At 41.0% G+C, this 20,201-nt stretch carries 12 protein-coding genes and 1 tRNA gene; 8 read left to right on the plus strand and 5 right to left on the minus strand.

What is annotated here, in order from left to right; translation table 11 throughout:
• Window positions 1-9 precede the first annotated feature (9 nt).
• A complete protein-coding gene (locus tag FTV28_RS13530) occupies window positions 10-1,878 on the minus strand; it encodes a hypothetical protein (RefSeq protein ID WP_257222774.1) in 1,869 nt (622 codons plus the stop codon).
• A 282-nt stretch (window positions 1,879-2,160) separates the two neighbouring features.
• Between FTV28_RS13530 and FTV28_RS00945 the strand changes: the two genes are divergently transcribed.
• The 3 genes from FTV28_RS00945 to FTV28_RS00955 all read left to right on the plus strand — a co-directional run bounded on the left by FTV28_RS00945 (window position 2,161) and on the right by FTV28_RS00955 (window position 7,500).
• Window positions 2,161-5,265, plus strand: coding sequence for a multidrug efflux RND transporter permease subunit (locus FTV28_RS00945; RefSeq protein ID WP_154320956.1), 3,105 nt, complete (start codon window positions 2,161-2,163; stop codon window positions 5,263-5,265).
• Window positions 5,266-5,429: 164 nt separating this feature from the next.
• On the plus strand, window positions 5,430-6,764 hold the full coding sequence (mgtE, locus tag FTV28_RS00950) for a magnesium transporter (protein WP_179988559.1): 1,335 nt from the start codon (window positions 5,430-5,432) through the stop codon (window positions 6,762-6,764).
• 145 nt (window positions 6,765-6,909) lie between these two features.
• A complete protein-coding gene (locus FTV28_RS00955; RefSeq protein ID WP_004972119.1) occupies window positions 6,910-7,500 on the plus strand; it encodes a DUF4112 domain-containing protein in 591 nt (196 codons plus the stop codon).
• Window positions 7,501-7,611: 111 nt separating this feature from the next.
• Here FTV28_RS00955 and htpX read toward each other — a convergent pair whose 3' ends face one another.
• Together htpX and FTV28_RS00965 are read right to left on the minus strand one after the other, a co-directional pair.
• Window positions 7,612-8,517 (minus strand): protease HtpX, encoded by a 906-nt coding sequence (htpX, locus tag FTV28_RS00960; protein WP_004972117.1) that lies wholly within the window; start codon window positions 8,515-8,517, stop codon window positions 7,612-7,614.
• A 189-nt stretch (window positions 8,518-8,706) separates the two neighbouring features.
• Entirely contained in the window at window positions 8,707-9,540 is an 834-nt protein-coding gene (locus FTV28_RS00965) for a lytic transglycosylase domain-containing protein (RefSeq protein WP_257222786.1), read from the minus strand.
• 611 nt (window positions 9,541-10,151) lie between these two features.
• Between FTV28_RS00965 and ttcA the strand changes: the two genes are divergently transcribed.
• Both ttcA and FTV28_RS00975 read left to right on the plus strand, forming a co-directional pair.
• The gene (gene ttcA / locus FTV28_RS00970) at window positions 10,152-11,072 is read left to right on the plus strand and encodes a tRNA 2-thiocytidine(32) synthetase TtcA (RefSeq protein WP_104853169.1); all 921 of its coding nucleotides are present in this window, start codon (window positions 10,152-10,154) and stop codon (window positions 11,070-11,072) included.
• 248 nt (window positions 11,073-11,320) lie between these two features.
• Complete coding sequence (locus FTV28_RS00975) at window positions 11,321-11,704, plus strand: SCP2 sterol-binding domain-containing protein (protein WP_004972111.1); 384 nt, start codon at window positions 11,321-11,323, stop codon at window positions 11,702-11,704.
• 163 nt (window positions 11,705-11,867) lie between these two features.
• Here the strand turns inward: FTV28_RS00975 and FTV28_RS00980 are convergent, their stop codons facing one another.
• Window positions 11,868-12,983, minus strand: coding sequence for a transglycosylase SLT domain-containing protein (locus FTV28_RS00980; RefSeq protein WP_179989256.1), 1,116 nt, complete (start codon window positions 12,981-12,983; stop codon window positions 11,868-11,870).
• Window positions 12,984-13,346: 363 nt separating this feature from the next.
• Here FTV28_RS00980 and greB point away from each other — a divergent pair, with 363 nt between their 5' ends.
• From greB to FTV28_RS00995, 3 genes are all read left to right on the plus strand, one after another.
• Window positions 13,347-13,844: a transcription elongation factor GreB gene (gene greB, locus FTV28_RS00985; protein WP_004972106.1), complete on the plus strand. Its 498-nt coding sequence runs from the start codon at window positions 13,347-13,349 to the stop codon at window positions 13,842-13,844.
• Window positions 13,845-13,930: 86 nt separating this feature from the next.
• Window positions 13,931-14,020: transfer RNA gene (locus FTV28_RS00990), tRNA-Ser, on the plus strand.
• A gap of 156 nt (window positions 14,021-14,176) precedes the next feature.
• On the plus strand, window positions 14,177-16,003 hold the full coding sequence (locus tag FTV28_RS00995) for a DUF4209 domain-containing protein (RefSeq protein ID WP_218944894.1): 1,827 nt from the start codon (window positions 14,177-14,179) through the stop codon (window positions 16,001-16,003).
• A 245-nt stretch (window positions 16,004-16,248) separates the two neighbouring features.
• On the opposite strand, the gene metH is transcribed toward FTV28_RS00995, so the two are convergent.
• A complete protein-coding gene (gene metH / locus FTV28_RS01000; RefSeq protein WP_179989257.1) occupies window positions 16,249-19,938 on the minus strand; it encodes a methionine synthase in 3,690 nt (1,229 codons plus the stop codon).
• Window positions 19,939-20,201 lie beyond the last annotated feature (263 nt).

Genomic DNA, 20,201 nt, shown 5'->3' on the forward strand with positions numbered 1-20,201 from the left:
CTGAGTATTTTAGTTACTACGTTGTAGGGTAACAGAGTCTTCGCCTTGCGGATGCAAGGTTAGGCTTGTTCCGGAGATGCTATAAGTTGCATTAACTTTAGTGCTATCCGAAGTGTCATGTAATCCACCGCAACCGTTGGTGTCATATAACACTTCTGTTACGGCAAGTGTATTGGATGTTATTGAATATTTACCATATTCAATTCCTGGGTTATCGCAATCACCTTCGGTGTCTAACAAGAAATAGAATCCTGTGTCAAAGAAAGCAAACAAGTGAGTTTGATTAAATTGCCAAGTGCCGACTAGACCTGATGATTGTTTTACTTTAGTTAAAATATAGGTGCTATTACTTCCTACATCGGTCAGCACTAGATCTGTACCGTTATAACTTAAGCGGTGATGACCATCATTGTCAGGATGTGAAAGCCCGTAGTCACCATTTGTATCGAGTGAGATCTCTGGACTCAGTGCTGAAGTTAAAGCATTCCAATTTAGTCGTCCTATTTCAATACCAGGTTGCCCCGTTACATCAGCTTCATCTGCTTCACCTAGCGCATAACGTCCATCGGGTAAAATATGTAATAAAACAGCAGATGTGTTGGTGCGTCCAATTTCCCAAGTTCCAGCAATATCTTTATAGAATTGGCTTGCGCTACTTGTGGTAGTACCTTCTATATTGGGTCTTGTGAGTATAAATGTACCTTCATTTGGTTCGTGGAGTGTAAGTGATGTCGTATTAACCGTGACTGGTAGACCTGAGCTTGAGCTTGCACTATTGTCAGATAAGCCTGCACAGCCATTTGTATCGATCAGGATATTATCTACGAATAACTTTCCATCTTGAACACGATATTTACCATATTCGATACCTGGTCCACCACAAGGCGTTTCTCCAACTTCCACTTGATCGTCCCCAACAGCATCAACCATGATATAGGTATTATTATCCGGATTGAAAACAAATAGTTGCTTGCCTGAACTTGAGTTCCAAGCACCTGCAATGCTCGAATTGTTTTGAGGGACTTTAGTAAATGTTGCACTTTCATTAGGGTTTTGAGCTTCAGAAATTTTTAACTGTGTACCATCAAATGATATTTTCATATCACGTGTTTTTCCAGAATCAGTTAAGCCCCAATCTTCATTTGTATCAATTGAAGATTGCGCCCATAAATCTCCAGCAACAGCATTTACCGATAACTCACCGTACTCCATGCCATTCGCACTATCAGATGGTGAGCTAACAATAGGTTCGCCAATCAGGTATTTCCCGTCTGAGGTTACTTGAAGTACGATTTCTGATTCAGCATTTTTTGCGTACCAAACCCCAACGATATCTTTGAGGAGTGTTTTGTTAAAGTTAGCTTGTGCTTCTGTTGCGCTAACTACGACTTTATCTTTAAAAACTTCTATTGTTTGTAGAACAGGTTGAAAGCTTGTAATAAATTCTGTTGTTGGTTTAGAGAAGTCAATTGAGTTTGCAGGGAGTTGACTCACTGAGTCAGGGATTTGAATACCATCGTCATGATCACCCTCAGAATCTAAAGATTGTAAAAAAATAAGTAAATTTGTTCGTGTTGTTACATCATCGGCTAACTCCACAGGGGTAATACGATCAGCACCAGTTACTGTGCCAATTTCAATATTTCCGATATGGAAAGTGATTTCATCACCTTCTTGATATTCAAACTCCCCTTGAGCATTTGTACGTTTAGAGACACCATTAATTGTATAAGTTGCACCACTCACAGGCCCATCGGTCAGTACGCCAGTTTTTGTGGTGTTTGATGGTGGGGGAGCAGAACTACCAGAATCATTGTCTGAACCACCACATGCACTGAGTAAGCCTGCTAAAGTTAAGCATAATAAGGTTTTTTTCATCATGAATTCCTTGTCATCCAAATTGTTATGTCAGAAGTATAGAAATAAGATGAATCTAGGAGCTATCCCAAAATTGGGAGGTCAAATACAAAATCTGTGAGAAAAAATGAAGACCAATCAATATTTTTGTGACAAAACTAGATTTTTTGATATGCAGTCATCGAAGTTCTATTTTGCTGTGTTAATTTGAAAAACGGTTTCAAGTTTTTTTGATGATCTTCATCCACTTGATTCATTTCATATTTAAATATCAACATTGCCATCTATAAGTGATCCAGTTTTATGTTGTCTAAATTTTTTATTGAACGTCCTATTTTTGCAGGTGTGCTCGCCATTGTGGTGATGGCACTCGGGATTTTTTCAGTATTAAATTTACCTGTAGAACGCTACCCAGACATTGCACCACCTCGTATCACCGTCAGCGCAACGTATACAGGAGCTTCGGCAGAAACTGTTGAAGAAAGCGTCACACAGGTTTTGGAACAGCAAATTAAAGGCTTAGATCACTTACTGTATTTCAGTTCTAGCAGTGATTCTTCAGGACGAAGTCGCATCAGCATTAGCTTTGAAAATGGTACCAACCCCGATACCGCACAAGTCCAGGTACAAAATGCGATTAATGGCGCAATTAACCGCTTACCTGAAGATGTGCAGCGTCAGGGGGTAAATGTCTTTAAATCATTGGGTGATACCCACATGGTCATTGGGCTGTACGATGCCACAGCCAAAAGCAGCAATATTGCCTTGTCTGACTATATGATGAGTCATTTAGAGCAAGAGTTGGCACGCATTGAAGGTGTGGGTGAGGTCGATGTTTTTGGTGCACAATATGCAATGCGGATTTGGCTGAATCCGTTAAAGTTAAAACAATACGCACTCATGCCAAGTGATGTACGTGCTGCAGTATTGGCACAAAATACCCAAGTCGCAGCAGGCGCAATTGGTGAATTACCCACAGCACAAGAACAATATCTCAATGCCAAAGTCACCTCAGGTTCACGCTTAAAAACGGTAGAAGAATTTGAAAATATTATTTTAAAAGCAGATCAGGCAGGTGGCTTTGTTTATTTAAAAGATGTGGCACGTATTGAACTTGGTGCAGAAAATTATCAAAGCTTTAATACCATTAATGGTTTTCCATCGGCAGGGATGGGGATTTCATTATCTTCTGGTGCCAATGCGTTACAAACTTCAGCCTTAATTCAAAAACAAATTGAGCATTTAAAACAACAATTGCCCGAAGGTTACCAAATTGTCTATCCACGAGATAACACGCCTTTCGTGCAGGAATCAATTAATGAAGTGGTGAAAACTTTAATTGAAGCGGTGATTTTAGTTGTCATCGTGATGTTCTTGTTTTTACAAAACTGGCGCGCGACGCTCATTCCTACCGTAACCGTGCCTGTGGTGATTTTAGGCACTATGGCCGTGTTGCAACTCTTTGGCCTAAGTATTAACACGCTGACCTTATTCGCTTTGGTTTTAGCGATTGGTTTGTTGGTGGATGATGCGATTGTCGTGGTCGAAAACGTCGAGCGTTTAATGCACGAACAGCAGCTCTCGGCTAAACAGGCATCTATCGCATCTATGCAGGAAATTAGCGGTGCTTTGGTCGGCATTACCTTAGTTTTGACCGCAGTATTTATTCCTATGGCATTTTTTGGTGGTTCGACTGGGGTGATTTATCGCCAGTTTTCCATCACCTTAGTCACTGCGATGGTGCTGTCTTTAGGTGTGGCCTTAATTTTAACGCCTGCCTTGTGTGCCTTGATTTTAAAACCCAATCCACAACCAGCCCAATGGGCCATCTGGTTTAATCAAAAACTGGAACGCTTAAAACAACACTATCTCAAATTATCAGGCTGGACGATTCAGCATAAAGCGGTGTGTCTGGTTATTTTTGCAGGTTTATTGACGGTGTTTGCCTTGTTTTACCGTGCCTTACCTACCAGTTTTATCCCGAATGAAGATCAGGGCATGTTGTCGGTGCAATTTAAATTACAGGAAGGTGCGCCGTTGTCTAAAAGTCGTGAAGTGGGCGAAAGCATACGTGAATACTTTATGCAGCATGAAGCCCACAATGTTGATTTGGTGATGATTCGTTATGGACGTAATTTTTCGGGAACAGGGCAGAATTTAGGGCAGGGTTTTATTGCGCTAAAACATTGGGATGAGCGTCAAGGGCAACAGCATACCGCACAAGCTATTCGTGAACGTGCCATGCAGCATTTTCGACAGCATCCCAATGCACAAATTACCATTGGCATGCCCGCAGCAGTTCGTGGTTTGGGGCAAACCGATGGCTTAGAGTTCTGGATGCGCGATGTGAATGGTACAGGACGCGATTTTTTAATTCAGCAATTTCAAAATTTACAGCAGCAAGCCGCTCAATATCAAAGCTTTAAAAATTTAGATCAACGTGCCAATCCTGAAAAAGCGGAGTTAAACGTCACGATTGATCAGAAACAGGCGATGGCAGCAGGTTTAAATCAAACGGCTATTAACAGTACCTTAGCGGCAGCTTGGGGCGGTAGTTATATCAACGACTTTATTGACCGTGGTCGAATTAAACGTGTGATTATGCAGGGTGATGCCGAATTTCGTGGTAAACCTGAAGATTTGAATCAATGGTCGGTACGCAGTCAGCAAAATCAAATGGTACCTTTTAGCCAGTTTGCTCAACTCAGTTGGAGCGGTGGGCCAGAAGTCGTCAATCGTTTTATGGGGTATAGCGCCGTGCAAATGGAAGCCGATACTGCCGAAGGATATAGCTCAGGGCAGGCGATGCGTGATTTAGAACAGATGGTGGCACAGCAGCAGGGCATTGACTTGGCATGGAGTGGGTTGTCTTTTGAAGAAAATCAGTCCAGCAATCAGGCTTTGTTACTGTATTTGGTTTCCATCGGGTTTATTTTCTTATGCCTTGCTGCCTTGTATGAAAGTTGGAGTATTCCAACAGCCGTGATGAGTGCCATTCCTTTAGGAATTGGTGGAAATATTATTTTCAGCTATTTGGCAGGTTTCCCGAACGACATTTATTTCCAAATTGCCTTGCTTACCACCATTGGTTTGTCATGTAAAAATGCCATTTTAATTGTGGAGTTTGCTTCGGCTGCGCAGCAACAAGGCAAACAGGTGATTCAAGCCGCTTTAGAAGGTGCAAGCTTACGGCTCAGACCTATTTTAATGACCTCATTGGCATTTGGTGCAGGTATTTTGCCGCTAGTATTTGCCTTTGGTGCAGGTGCAGCAAGCCGTCAGGAAATTGGGGTGAGTGTTTTAGGTGGAGTTATTTTTGGCACAATTTTAGTGCTTGTTTTTATTCCGTTTATGTATGTGCTGGTTCGTTCTATATTTCAAGTGAATCGTTCATCACCCATAAACTAAAGATGTTTTTTATTAGGCACTTAGCAAAATTATAGGCTATGATATGAAACGCTAAAAATCTTGTATAAATCTACAGATTTTCGGGTTTTTAAGGGTTGGTTTGGGCTGAGAAACTTTGCCCATTCTTCATTTTACGTTTTGGAATGATGGAGTGGGTGAGATTAATGACCAATCTGCACGCTGAACAGTTAGAACAAGCCTTGCAATTACATCAGTCAAGTACAGTGCGCAGCTTGATCGATGGTATCAACCCTGCCGATTTAGCCGACTTAATGCAGCACTTGAGTCTGAAAGCACAGCTGAGTTTAATTGAACAAATTGACAGTGCTGCCTTGGTGATGGAGTTTTTACCACTGCATTCGCAACATCAAATTGCAGAGGCGATGGCACCGCAGCAATTGGTCAAACTGATTTCAGCCATGCATTCAGATGACCGCACCGACTTATTTAAGTTACTTTCTCCGCATTTACAGCGTTTTGTCAGCTTACACATTACGGAAGAAAAACGCGCACAGATTCAGACTTTAGCGCGATATCCTGAAGAATCTGCGGGCGCGATTATGAGTTCGGATTTCGTGGTGCTCTCACCAGAACTGAACATGCAGCAAGCCATAGATGAATTACGCAGAATGACCACAGATCGGGAAACTTTGTACCTGATTTATATTGTCGATGAACTGATGAAACTATTGGGGGTGATTTCTTTAAGAGAAATAATTCAAAACCCGCCTGAACAGAAAATTAAAAATGTGATGCGCACAGATTTAGTCACTGGTTTAGTGACAGAAGATCAGGAAAGTATCGCGCAAAAACTCAGCCATTATGATTTTTTGGCCTTACCGATTGTAGATGATGCACAGCATTTACTGGGGATTGTCACCTATGATGATGCGATGGACGTGGTACAGGCAGAAACTACAGAAGACTTTTTAAAATCAAGTGCGGTAGCGTCTTCACCTGGCATGAGTATAAAAACTGCGCCAATTTTATTTTTATATCGCAAACGTGTGTTTTGGTTGGTGATTTTGGTATTTGGCAGTTTATTGTCTGGAATTGGCATTGCGCATTATGAAGACACTATTGCAGCACATATTGTACTGGTTTTTTTCTTGCCGCTTTTGGTCGGTAGTGGTGGTAATGCGGGTTCTCAGTCTGCGACCTTAATGGTACGGGCACTGGCTACAGGTGATGTGCAATTTAAAGATTGGCTGCATTTACTCGGACGTGAAAGTTTGGTGGCGCTATGTTTGGGTGGAACTATGGCTTTTGCGGTTTCAATTTTAGGCTATTACCGTGGCGATATGATGGTGTCTGTGGTATTGGCACTGAGTATGCTGGGCATTGTGCTGATGGGCTGTTTAATTGGCATGAGTTTGCCTTTTATTTTGCATCGCCTGAAACTAGACCCTGCCAGTGCCTCTGCGCCTTTGGTAACCTCGATTTGTGATGCAACGGGCGTGGTGGTGTACTTATTTATTGCTTCACAGTTGTTACTTTAAACACTGTCGGTGATGATGACTTATTCAAGACCTCATCTTAAACTTTTTGCATTGATCAAAATTCTGTTTATAAAATCATAACAGACCTGAGTAAAAAACTGCTTTATTCTCAAGTAGATTGCATTTACCCAACGATACGTTTTCTATGCCAGAACCTGCATCTTCAAAAAAACTTAGCCAGCAAGAGGTGATTCGCTTAGAGCGCGATTTAGCCAAGTTTGCCAATATGATGGATTCTGTGGTGCGTATTCCATTTACCAAGCAGGGCGTGGGAGCAGATGCCGCATTAGGCACTGTACCTGTCGCGGGGGATGTCGCAGGTTTTGCACTGACCTGTTATGCGATTTATAAAGCCAAACAAATTGGTGTACCACAAACCAAACTCACTCCCGTGATTAAACTTGCTGTGATGGATGCAGTAGTTGGTTTTGTGCCAATTGTCGGCACAGTATTTGATGTATTTATTCGTCCAAGCCGTAAAGCTTTAGATGTAGTACATACGCATATCCGTGAAGAATATCAGATTCACAGTGAGCATCATGTGGTACATCCTTTTTTACATGAGCGATTGGAACGTAAACAGCAGCAGTCAGCATTTTGGCGTAATCCTGTAGTGGCATGGCTGTGGCTACATTTGCCTGATTTGCTTGGTGTGATTTTTCTTATTTTCTTTATTTGGGCAGCATGGCTCGGTGCAAGTTGGTTGTGGCACTGGTCACAAAGTTTTGCTGTTTAAATGAACCTGTTTAAAGTACAAAACCATCTGGCAGATCTAATTTACAGACATGAAAAAAGCTTCCCTGAGGAAGCTTTTTGGAGTCGCTGTTACAATATCTTGCTAGCAGTATTAAGGTAAATTTAATTGCTGTAAAGCTGCAACACGTTGTTCAATGCTTGGGTGAGTTTGGAATAACGCTGCCAAGCTAAAACCTTCTTCTTTACCTGCAGAAATCGCAAAAGCTTTCATTTCTTTTGGCATTGCATCAGGCATTTCAGATTCTGCCTGTAAACGTAATAATGCAGAAATCATGGCTTGCTTACCTGCCAAACGTGCACCTGCTTCATCGGCACGGTATTCACGTTGACGCGAGAACCACATCACGATTGAAGAGGCCAAAATACCAAATACGATATCCAGTACAATGGTAATTGCAAAATAAGCCAAGCCAGGTGCTTCGCCGTCTTCACGACCAAATACGTTACGGTCAATGAAGTCACCTGCAACACGGGCAAAGAACATGACGAATGCGTTGACCACACCTTGAATGAGTGCCAAGGTCACCATGTCGCCATTGGCAACGTGACCAATTTCGTGTGCCAAAACTGCTCGTAATTCATCTTTGTTCATACGCTCAAGCAGCCCTGTAGATACAGCCACTAAAGCATCGTTTTTATTCCAACCTGTTGCAAAAGCATTCGATTGGTAAGAAGGGAAAATACCCACTTCTGGCATTTTGATACCAGCACGTTGCGACAACTGCGCAACTTCATTTAATAACCACGCTTCAGCTTGGTTACGAGGTGCATTCGGGTCAATTAATTCAGTCCCAGTTGTTTTTTTCGCCATCCATTTAGACATGAATAGTGAAATTAAAGAGCCAACCATACCAAAGACAAAACAGATGACCAACAGGTTGCCTAGGTTTAAGCCACCCGCGCCATGGTAACTACCGACACCGAAGAGTGACAAAATTATGCCAGCTACAACCAGTACCGCGAGGTTGGTTAGCAAGAACAAACCAATCCGCATCATTGAGTAAATCCTCTTATATTAAAAATGTAATCTGATTTATTAATAAACCATGCCGTAAATATGCGGTGTATGTATTAAAAATTCAAGAAAAAATAATAAAACTGTACTAAAAATATTTTGCGCTGATACTGCAATTGGCATTTCAAAAAGGCTTGCGTTGCCGCAAGCTCAAATGAAGTGCTGCAGCTTTTATTCTGAAATAAAAATACGTGCCGAAGCCGTGGCATTCCCTGTCGCGTATGAACCTGCAGGTGCATGGGTAAAGCGACCATCGGCGGCCATAATAATTTGACGTTGTGGGCGTTTGTTTGCCGCCACTTGATGACTACTGGCAGTGTAACTCTCTGACTGCGCAATCACTTGAGCATTTTGACTCTGAGTATTGCTATTGTTATTTGCCGTAATCGCATTGTTATTAGCACTTGCACTAACACCGTTGGCATACAGGTTGCTATAACGACTGGTCACACGACGTACATAGTCCTGAGTTTCACGAAAAGGTGGTACACCGCCGTATTTTGCAACATTGCCTTCGCCCGCGTTATAACCCGCCAAAGCTAAAGTGGTGTTGCCATTAAAGCGTTTGAGTAACCAAGCCAAGTATTTTGCACCCGCCATAATGTTTTCATGCGGGTCATAAGCGTTGCTGACATTAAAACGTCGTGCTGTCGCAGGCATGAGCTGCATTAGACCTTGTGCACCGACAGGCGAGCGGGCGTTGACATTAAAACCTGATTCGGTATGCATCACTGCTTTAATTAGACCTTCTGAAACACCGTGTTGTTGTGCTGCTTGCTGAATAATGTGGTCAAAGGCGTTTTTATTGCGGCTATAACTTGGCAATACCGACGCTTCGGAATTGCCCCAGTTGCGATAACTGTGAATATTGCTGTCTGGATAATATGTGACTTTTACTTTTGTCAGTGAACGATCTGCACTTTTGCGGTTAGTCAGCAAGGTACTGCCATTGCTGTCCTTATACATATAAATTTGACCTGCGTGCGTTGTCGTTGCCAAAGGCATGATGCTGGCAGTCCCCAAAATATACAGTAAAAAGGCATTAATTTTATTGTTCATGCTGTGAATACACTAAAAGCTGTCCCCAAACAGTTAATAGGAGTTTAACAAAAATCTCACAGATGAAAAGGCTTTGTACAAATTCATTTACAGTAGTGTCGAAAAAAATCAAGCTTAATTGCTGACAGAGTAATCAAAAAAAATATTTATTTTTTTTTAATTGGATCAGCTTGACACACTTAAGTGTGTGATTTTAAATTAAAATAAAATCGATCAAAAAGTAATCAATTTAAAGAGAAGCCTTAGAATAACGGCAAGAGGCGTTGTCAAGTTGTTTTAAATCCACAAAGTTATCCACAGCTTTTGTGGAAAACTGTGGAAAAGTCCAAAAGATAAGCATCTTGGCGAAAAAGTGAACCTGAGGGTTCAAACTTGCTACAGAAAAAAACGATCTGCGCAGATAGAAATAAAGTGTGTAAACAGAAATGAACGCGCAGTCAGAAATTAAGTTCTTTGACGAAAAGGAAGATTGCGATGAAATTACATTCTTTTGATGCGGGATTGGTCTGAATCGGCTAAAATTGCGCGGTAATTTTTTTCATGGGTTAATCGCGTCTATGTTCTCACCAGTTGAGTCCGATCAAGGCTTTAATTTCAAACCAGAACTTCCAACCAGCTCTGCGTATTATCGTTTGTTGAAAAAGCTGCGTCGTCAAGTCGGGCATGCGATTCGTGACTTCAACATGATTGAAGATGGCGATAAAGTCATGGTGTGTATTTCTGGTGGTAAAGACAGTTATACCTTGTTGGACATTATGTTGCAGTTCAAGCGCATCGCACCCATCAATTTTGATGTGGTGGCTGTGAACTTAGACCAAAAGCAACCAGGCTTCCCTGAAGATGTATTGCCGCGTTATTTAGAAGAAAATAACATCCCATATTACATATTAGAAAAAGACACCTATAGCATCACCAAGCGTTTAACGCCTGAAGGTAAAACTTACTGTGCAGTGTGTTCGCGTTTGCGTCGTGGTTCTTTGTATGGCTTTGCGCAGGAAATAGGGGCAACCAAAGTGGCGCTTGGGCATCACCGTGATGATATTTTGGCGACTTTTTTCTTAAACTTGTTCCATGGCGGTAGCTTAAAAGCCATGCCACCGAAGTTGTTGTCATCAGACAAGAAAAATATGCTGATTCGTCCACTGGCTTATGTGGAAGAAAAAGACATCATTAAATATGCAGAAATGCGTAAATTCCCAATTATTCCGTGTAACTTGTGTGGTTCACAGGAAAACTTACAGCGTGCCATTATTAACGACATGTTACGTGAGTGGGATAAAGCACATCCTAAGCGTTTGCACAGTATTTTTGGCGCATTACAGAATGTATCGCCATCGCAGTTGGCAGACCGTGAATTATTCGACTTTGAAGCGTTAGACAGCCAGCGCGTATTTGATTTTGCCGATCAGGCCGAACAAAACGCAGCAGAGCAAAACAAACGCATCAATATGGTCAATTTAGGCTACGCTGCAGACTAAGCGATAACAGCCTGTCAATCCCTTTAAAATGTAATCAACACCAAGCCAGAGCTTGGTGTTTTTTTATGAATTTGATTTATTTGAGAAAGTCGTCATTTCGACTAAAAATACAAAAACTGAACGTCCCGTACAAAATTTCTTAGCCTTTCACGAAAGGTTCATGCTATAACAATCAGCAAGCAAAACAGCTTAATAATGATGGTGTCTGGATAGACAACACACATGCACAAATATATTGAGGAAAAATCATGCCTGCTTTTTTAACTGATGATTGGTTTGCAACTGTAGAAAATTTAACGGCTCAAGCTGGTGATTTAAACCTACCTCCAGCACTTGCAAATCTGGCAATTAACTTAGTGGTGACTGATGCTGCAGGCAACACAGAATTGTCTTTAGATGGCGGTAAAATCCAAAAAGGTTTGGCGGACAACGCAAAAACAACATTAAATATGGATGCGGAAACTTTACGTAAAGTATTCCTAGAGTTTGACATGGCGGCTGCTATGCAAGCCTTTATGACAGGTAAAATCAAAGTACAGGGCGATATGTCACAATTAATGGCATTACAAACTGCAAAACCAAGCCAAGAACAAAAAGACTTATTTAAGAAGATTCTTGAGCAATCTGCTTAATTCAAGCGATTTACGCTGTAGCAGGCGAATTTCCCGCTATAGTACAAAAAAGCCTAGCTGAAGTATCAACTAGGCTTTTTTATACACTGCAGCTTTAACAGCGCATTATTCATGTTTGAATTGCAGCTGATATACACTGCAACTCAATCACGCGAGGTAAATTTTAGATATTCACCAATTGCGGTGTGGTCTTAATATGCTCAAGGTAGGCGCGAATACGAGTCACATATTGCACTGCTTGACGATAACGACCGTTGCTCGCTTTGTTACGGTCTAAATACGCATATAGGTTAACCCAATTGTTCGGGTTTTTGCCTTGTGAGCGAATACGCTTCTGAATTTGACTGACTGCACCAGGACCCATGTTATAAGCGACTAGGGCATACCAGTTACGATCAGGAAATGGAATATGCTCATAACGGCTCAGCATTTGGTCATAATACTTAGCACCACCCTGAATACTTTGTGCAGGATCGGTACGGTTGCTTACGCCCATTGCTTTGGCTGTATTATTGGTCAGCATCATAATACCGCGCACACCTGTTGGCGAAACCGAGTTGGGTTTGAGGTAAGATTCCTGATAACCAATTGCCGCCAAAAGATGCCAGTCTAAATCGTACTGTGTAGCAGTCTTTTTAAAGTTGGCCTTATATAAAGGTAAACGATTACGCAAATCCCGCTGGATCACATCCCACGATTCTTGTTTGACCACATTACGATTATAAAATGAAGCCAATTGGGTAATTGAGCCGTTTTGCTTGCCACGACAAACAAAGTTGCTTGCGGTTTGGCTAAGAGGATCATCTGCGTGTTTAAACACCCAGTTCAGCTCACTATTTAAACCATTACGCTTTAAAGTATTTAAATCGCCACAACTGGCAGAAAATGCCGTGAGTTGCTGCTTTTCGATGCTTTGGATACTCGACGTGGTCATGGCAAAGTTCGCTTTACCAGAAGACACCCATTTTAAAGCGGTCGCATTGTCGCTTACCGTTTTAAATTCGAGTTTCACATTCATGCTGTCGGCATAGTTACGCACAAGGTCATAACCAAAGCCATGTAAATGTTGTCCATCTTTAAACACTGTGGTTGGATTTTCCACAGACACAACGGTCAATTTGTTCTGATTGACGACGCTGTCAAATTGATGAACGGCTTTGCCTGCGTTAATACTGTGGAATGGGATAAGAACAGTACTGAAAGCGAGGACTTTGAATGGGAGGCGATTAAAAAATGAGTGAAGGCTAAGCCTAGACCCAGACGTTGAACTACTGTGCATGTTGGCTCCGCTACAAGTAATTTATGCCCTAAAAAGCAAAGGCAACACACCTTAAACTTTTTCAAGTTTGATAAATTCAATAAGGGTTGGGCAGTCATGACGTCATTCAAAATGACTTGGGATTAAAGGGAAAATGTGTAAAATTTATACACAGGTTAAAAAGTGATCAAAACTAAAAGATGTGCGAATAATAAAGATGAAAATTTTGGATGTCAAATTTTGTACATAAATTTTTTGAAAAATGTAACATAAGATATTCATTTCATTGAGAAATAAATTTTATAAATTTTTATTGTGTATAAAAATGCAATAAAATATAGGATTGATGTTAACCAAATGTAAAAAACCGGCTGCAAAAACACCATGAAATCTAACTTAATTACACGTTCTGGACACGATAAACTCGTGGCAGAGTTACAGCATTTGTGGCATGAAGAACGCCCTGAAATCACCAAAAAAGTAAACTGGGCGGCAAGTCTCGGCGATCGCTCTGAAAACGCAGATTACCAATATAACAAACAGCTTTTGCGTAAAATTGACCGTCGGGTACGTTATTTGGGCAAGCGTTTAGAAGAGCTGCGTATTGTCGATTTTGCACCAGAACAAGAGGGTAAAGTATATTTTGGCGCATGGGTCGAAATTGAAAATGAACAAGGCGAGCAAAAGACCTTGAGAATTGTGGGCGTGGATGAAATTTATGATCATCATCCACAACATATTTCGATTGATTCACCTATGGCTAGAGCTTTGTTGTCTAAACAGGTAGATGATGAGGTGGAAGTGCAGACGCCGTTAGGCAAAAAGAGCTGGTTTATTAATTCGATACGCTATGAAAAGCCTGAAATTGCAGAAAATGACTGATTTTTGATTTTATTTTGAACATTTGGATCATAATTTTTAGAAAATATTTGCCAAGCTGAATTTTTCTTTATATGATAGCCGCCATTGGAAGCGTGGCAGAGCGGTTTAATGCACCGGTCTTGAAAACCGACGAGGGTGTGAGTCCTCCGTGAGTTCGAATCTCACCGCTTCCGCCAAATATCAACGACTTAGCCCTGAGAATCTCAGGGCTTTGTTGTTTCTAGGGTTATGCAACGTAAGCCTGTAGTAAGCAAAATAAAAAATTAAAGTATTAAAATTTTTGTATATTTAATAAGTTTTATTTTTTTAAATTTATAAAAATTGAGAGTCTGATGGAAAACTTATTAGATCATGCACGTGAGAAATTTTTGGAATGTAATTGGGAATTGGATATTCCTGAAAATGATCACTATGGTTATTCCACTATTATGCAAAGTCTACAAGCATCAGCAAAAAGTATGTTAGATGCTAGAAGAACTGAGCAACATAAAGTTCTCGAGTTATTATCCAGAGCTGCTTCGATGAGACTTATACCAAGTAGCTTAAATGAACCGTTTAAGCCTATATTGGAAGATTTTCAGATGGGTAGAAGATCTTCAATTCCTGAAGACTTAACGGCAGAAGAATTGTCCTTTTTTGAACAGATTCTAGATGACATAAATGAGCCATTTTTAAAGGCGCGACTTGCTGATATTTTGTGGTTAATGCGAAAGCCTAAAGATATTAACCATGCTAGATTAGCTATTGATGCTTATATTGAAAATGAAATTGATGACCAGTCTTGGCATAAAGATATAAACAAATGTTTAGAACGAGGAGCACGTTTAGCTATACAAATTAAGGATTGGGAACGTTTAGAGCAAATAAAAAGTATGCTTTTTGCAGCTTTTCTTAAAGAGTATTCGGATAGTAAATTTATGCAGCTATGGATTGCTGATTTACTAGACACATTGAAGATTGACGATGATTTAAGGTCTCAAATAGCACAAACCTTATATGACAAAGCAAATGACTTAAAGAATAATGGTGACTTTCTTTCTGCAATCTCATATTTCGAACTATCTTCAAAAATAAATAAGCAATGTGGTGAAGTTGAAAAACACTTACAGTCCTTAGTGGCAATTGCTGAATGTTATGTTTCAGAAGCTGAAAAGAGAAGTTTAGATAGTAATTTGGTGGCAAATGGATTTTATGAAAATGCTGTTCAAGCGTATCGCCGAATTCCTGTTAAAGATCGAAGTACATATGATATTGAAAATAAGATATTTGAGATTCGTCAGAAAATAACTTCTTCAGGGCAAGCTTCTTTAGATGAAATGGTTTCTTTTACATCACCTAGTGTAGATGTTTCTGATTTAATAGAATCTTCTATTAAGCATGTGACAGCAAAAGCTACTCCTCAAGAAGCCTTATTATTTTTTACAGGTGTGAGTCATCCAATTAAATATGAACAATTATTAGATAGTGCTAGCGATATTCTAAAGACTAGTATCTTTGGGAGTTTATTTGGGGGACGTCATCTCAGTGGTGATGGGCGTGTGATAGCAATCACGCCAGGTAGAAATTTAACAGCCGGAGAAGATGATCCTGCAAATCAAGCTGCTTTACTTCGTCAAGCTCAAAGCCAATTTTCTATCCATATTGAATTTGCAGTTCAGGCTCAAATTCTTCCATCATTAAAACAGCTTCAATTGGAACATAGATTCTCTAAAGATCTAATGATTGCTATTTGTAAGCAGTCACCTATTGTTCATGATGGCAGAGAAATTTTAATGGGGAATGCCTTATGGTTAGGTTTTGAAAATGAGTTTGGTCTTGCGATACATCTTCTTTGTCCACAAGTTGAACATATGGTTAGATCGTTATTAAAGCAAGCGGGTGCAATTACAACTAATCTTTCTATTGATGGTATAGAAAATGAAAATGGGTTAAGTACATTAATGGAACTTCCTGAAGCTGAGCAGATTTTTGGAAAAGATTTAACATTTGAAATCAAAAGTATTTTCACAGAAGCTTTGGGTTATAATTTAAGAAATAATGTAGCACATGGTTTATTAAATGATGATGAATCAACGTCCATAGCTAGTATTTATGCATGGTGGATGATTTTAAGATTAATTATCCGTTCAATTATTCATGGTAAAATTAGAAAAGACTAACCGTTTATTAATCTATTCTATGTTTGATTGATTTTTAATTCCTAGTATCGTCAACTAATTGTTGTTGATGCGGTACAGCAATCGCTTCCCATTCCTTTGAAACAGATTTTTGTACATGATATTAATGCAATTTAGCTAAAACTTCCTTTTAACAAAAAACCAGTGAATTATACAATTCACTGGTTTTTGAAATGACATTATGTAGAGCGCATGGGCCGATGAACTACCCAAGCGGCATAAAGCAATTAATTAATCGAATCATCCAAGTTTGGAGCTAACCAACGCTTCGCTTCATCTAAACTCCAGCCTTTACGCTGTGCATAATCTTCAAGCTGATCTAACGAGATTTTACCCGCGTTAAAGTACTCAGAAGCAGGGTTGGCATAGTAGAAGCCGCTCACAGATGAAGGCGGCCACATTGCAAAGCTGCTCGTAAGCTGTGTGCCAATCTTTTCAGTCGAACCTAACCAGTTAAACAGTGTGGCTTTTTCAGAGTGCTCAGGGCACGCAGGATAGCCCGGTGCAGGACGAATCCCTACATATTTCTCTTTAATCAGCTCTTCATTGCTTAGCTGCTCATTCGGCTGATAGCCCCAGAATTCTTTACGAATACGCTCATGCAAATGCTCTGCAAATGCTTCTGCAAAACGGTCACCCAAAGACTGCACCAAAATGGCAGAATAATCATCCCCTTTGGCTTTAAACTCATTGGCCATTTCCTCCGCACCAAAAATCGACACGGTAAAGCCGCCCAAGTAATCTTGCCCTTGCTCTGCAGTTGCAACAAAGTCTGCCAAAGACAAGTTTGGTTTGCCTGTGACTTTGTCAGACTGTTGGCGAATATGATGGAAGGTGTGCGTTACTTGATTACGTGCTGCATCATATACTTGTACTGAATCTGCCGCAGAACGGTTGGCAGGGTAAATCCCAAAGACTGCACGTGCATCAAAGCGATTATTTGCAATAATATCTTTGAGCATGGCTTGCGCTTGGTTATATAAGTCGGTTGCAGCTTCGCCCACCACGTCATCTTCCAAAATTTTCGGGAATTTGCCCGCCAAACTCCAAGAAATAAAGAATGGTGTCCAATCAAAGTATGGCAACAAGGTTTCAAGCGGATAATTAGTCAGCACTTGAGTTCCAATTAAGTTTGGTACTGCAGGCGTATAGTTGTCCCAATCAATTTTCAAACCATTGTCGATGGCTTCTGCATACGACAATTTCGCAGCTTTTGGTTGCTTATTGGCAATACGTTCACGAATTTTAGCGTATTCCGCACGGTGCTCTGCAACAAAAGCAGGTTTCATTTCAGGAGAGAGTAAGGTTGTCGCAACACCAACGGCACGCGAAGCATCGGCAACGTAAATGACAGCATCGTTTGAGAACTGTGGATCAATTTTAACTGCAGTATGTGCTTTAGATGTGGTTGCGCCACCAATCAACAATGGAATGTTAAAGCCTTTACGCTGCATTTCTTTGGCAACAAAAACCATTTCATCTAAAGATGGGGTAATCAGACCAGACAAGCCAATGATATCGACTTTTTCGTCAATGGCAGTTTGCAGGATTTTTTCTGCAGGTACCATCACACCGAGATCGACAATATCGTATCCATTACAGCCCAAGACTACGCCCACAATATTTTTACCAATGTCGTGAACGTCACCTTTTACCGTTGCCATCAAGACTTTACCTTTAGACTGACCTTCGGTTTTTTCAGCTTCGATGTACGGGTTGAGCCATGCAACGGCTTGTTTCATCACACGGGCAGATTTCACCACTTGTGGCAGGAACATTTTACCTGCACCAAACAAGTCACCGACCACGTTCATGCCATCCATCAACGGGCCTTCAATCACATCTAATGGACGTTTGGCTTTCAGGCGCGCTTCTTCGGTGTCTTCATTAATAAAGGTGGTGATGCCTTTAACTAAAGCGTACTCAAGACGTTTTTCGACAGATTCACTACGCCATTCTAAGTTTTCTTCGGCTTTTTGTGCGCCTGATTGACCACGATATTTTTCTGCCACTTCTAGCAGTTTTTCTGTGGCATCCTGACCGCTTTCACCTTGGTTCTGGTTCAGAATAACGGCTTCAACTGCTTCTTTCAGTTCTTTCGGGATGTCATCGTAAATTGCCAACTGACCTGCGTTGACAATCCCCATGGTCATGCCTTGCTGAATAGCGTGATATAGGAATACCGCGTGAATGGCTTCACGTACAGGTTCGTTACCACGGAATGAGAAAGATACGTTCGATACACCGCCTGAAATAATGGCATGCGGCAGGTTTTGTTTAATCCAGCCTGTGGCTTCAATAAAATCGACTGCGTAGTTGTTGTGTTCTTCAATACCTGTCGCAACTGCAAACACGTTCGGGTCAAAAATAATGTCTTCGGCAGGGAAGCCAACATCATTGACCAAAACGTCATAAGAGCGTTTACAAATTTCGCGCTTACGTGCCACAGTATCGGCTTGTCCGACTTCGTCAAAGGCCATAACAATGACAGCTGCGCCGTATTGGCGGCAGAGGCGGGCTTTTTCGACAAACTCGTCATAACCTTCTTTTAAGGAAATAGAGTTGACAATGGCTTTACCTTGTACGCATTTCAAGCCTGCTTCAATGATTTCCCATTTAGAGGAGTCAATCATGATAGGTACGCGAGAAATATCAGGCTCAGATGCCACCAAGTTCAGGAAGTGCACCATCGCGCCTTCTGAATCGAGCATGCCTTCATCCATGTTGATGTCGATGATTTGCGCACCGCTTTCTACCTGTTGACGAGCAACATCTAAGGCTTCGGCAAAGTTTTCTTCACGAATTAAACGCAGGAATTTTTTAGAACCTGTGACGTTGGTACGTTCGCCCACGTTTACAAATAAAGAGTCATCATAAATGTTAAATGGTTCTAAACCACTTAAACGGCATGCAGGTTTAATCTCTGGAATTTTACGCGGTGGAATGTCTTTTACCGCATTGTAAATCGCGCGGATATGATCAGGCGTTGTACCACAGCAACCGCCTGTAATATTGATCAAGCCGCTTTCAGCAAATTCTTTGAGGAAAGCTGCGGTTTCTTCAGGCGTTTCATCATAACCACCAAATGCGTTGGGTAAGCCCGCGTTCGGGTGTGCAGAAACAAACACATCGGCAACGTCTGAAACGGTTTTAACGTGTGGACGCATGGCATCTGCGCCCAAAGCACAGTTAAAACCAATTGAAAGTAAATCGCCATGACGTACCGAGTTCCAGAAAGCTTCTGCAGTTTGACCCGTTAAGGTACGTCCTGAAGCATCGGTAATGGTACCTGAAATCATCAACGGCAATTCACGCCCGAGCTGTTTAAACACTTCTTTGACCGCAAAAATCGCAGCTTTACAGTTTAAGGTGTCAAATACAGTTTCAATGAGCAGGATATCTGCACCACCTTCAATTAAGGCATGCGCAGCTTCAATATAGTTTTCTTTGAGTGCATCAAAGCTAATGTTACGAAATGCAGGGTCGTTTACATTTGGTGAAATTGAACAGGTACGCGATGTTGGCCCAAGTACACCTGCCACAAAACGTGGTTTGTCTGGTGTTGAATATTTTTCACAGGCAGCTTTGGCTAAACGCGCTGCTTCGCGGTTAATTTCTGGAACCAAATCTTCCATGTGATAGTCAGACATAGAAACGCGTGTGCCGTTAAAGCTGTTGGTTTCAATAATGTCTGCACCCGCATCTAAGTAGGCTTCGTGAATACCCTGAATAATGTGCGGTTGGGTCAGTACCAATAAATCATTGTTGCCTTTGAGGTCATGTGCCCAATCTGCAAAACGCTCACCACGATAATCGGCTTCTTCCAATTGATGGCGTTGAATCATAGTACCCATAGCACCATCGATAATTAAAATTCTTTGGGCAAGAAGCGCTTTCAGGGTGGTAAGCGTGGACATAAAAAACCCTTTATGACTGAATCCGAAATGAGCGCTATTTTAGCAGAGTTCGCACGGCTTTCGTGCACTTGAATCGACCAGAGAGAGTGGAAGTCGTAAAAATAGTGCATAAAGCAGTATTTTTAGGATTTTGCTGTAGCTTTTGAACCTAAATAAAAGTTGTGATGAGGAACATTCTAATTTTGATTTTACTTTGATGCGTCATCGCTTTGTCATATTGCTCAGGCAAAATTGGCTCACGGTAAATTTTGTCTGAAATTTTA

The sequence above is a fragment of the Acinetobacter sp. YH12252 genome (assembly GCF_013417365.1).
Lineage (GTDB): Bacteria > Pseudomonadota > Gammaproteobacteria > Pseudomonadales > Moraxellaceae > Acinetobacter > Acinetobacter towneri.

What these genes read in the sequence shown, in the direction of transcription:
- FTV28_RS00995 (WP_218944894.1), top strand. Translation starts at nt 14,177, where the DNA reads ATGGAAAACTTATTAGATCATGCACGTGAGAAATTTTTGGAATGTAAT.
- FTV28_RS00945 (WP_154320956.1), top strand. Translation starts at nt 2,161, where the DNA reads ATGTTGTCTAAATTTTTTATTGAACGTCCTATTTTTGCAGGTGTGCTC.
- metH (WP_179989257.1), bottom strand. Translation starts at nt 19,938, where the DNA reads ATGTCCACGCTTACCACCCTGAAAGCGCTTCTTGCCCAAAGAATTTTA.
- FTV28_RS00980 (WP_179989256.1), bottom strand. Translation starts at nt 12,983, where the DNA reads ATGCACAGTAGTTCAACGTCTGGGTCTAGGCTTAGCCTTCACTCATTT.
- FTV28_RS00965 (WP_257222786.1), bottom strand. Translation starts at nt 9,540, where the DNA reads ATGCCTTTGGCAACGACAACGCACGCAGGTCAAATTTATATGTATAAG.
- htpX (WP_004972117.1), bottom strand. Translation starts at nt 8,517, where the DNA reads ATGATGCGGATTGGTTTGTTCTTGCTAACCAACCTCGCGGTACTGGTT.
- FTV28_RS13530 (WP_257222774.1), bottom strand. Translation starts at nt 1,878, where the DNA reads ATGAAAAAAACCTTATTATGCTTAACTTTAGCAGGCTTACTCAGTGCA.
- greB (WP_004972106.1), top strand. Translation starts at nt 13,347, where the DNA reads ATGAAATCTAACTTAATTACACGTTCTGGACACGATAAACTCGTGGCA.
- ttcA (WP_104853169.1), top strand. Translation starts at nt 10,152, where the DNA reads ATGTTCTCACCAGTTGAGTCCGATCAAGGCTTTAATTTCAAACCAGAA.
- FTV28_RS00975 (WP_004972111.1), top strand. Translation starts at nt 11,321, where the DNA reads ATGCCTGCTTTTTTAACTGATGATTGGTTTGCAACTGTAGAAAATTTA.
- FTV28_RS00955 (WP_004972119.1), top strand. Translation starts at nt 6,910, where the DNA reads ATGCCAGAACCTGCATCTTCAAAAAAACTTAGCCAGCAAGAGGTGATT.
- mgtE (WP_179988559.1), top strand. Translation starts at nt 5,430, where the DNA reads ATGACCAATCTGCACGCTGAACAGTTAGAACAAGCCTTGCAATTACAT.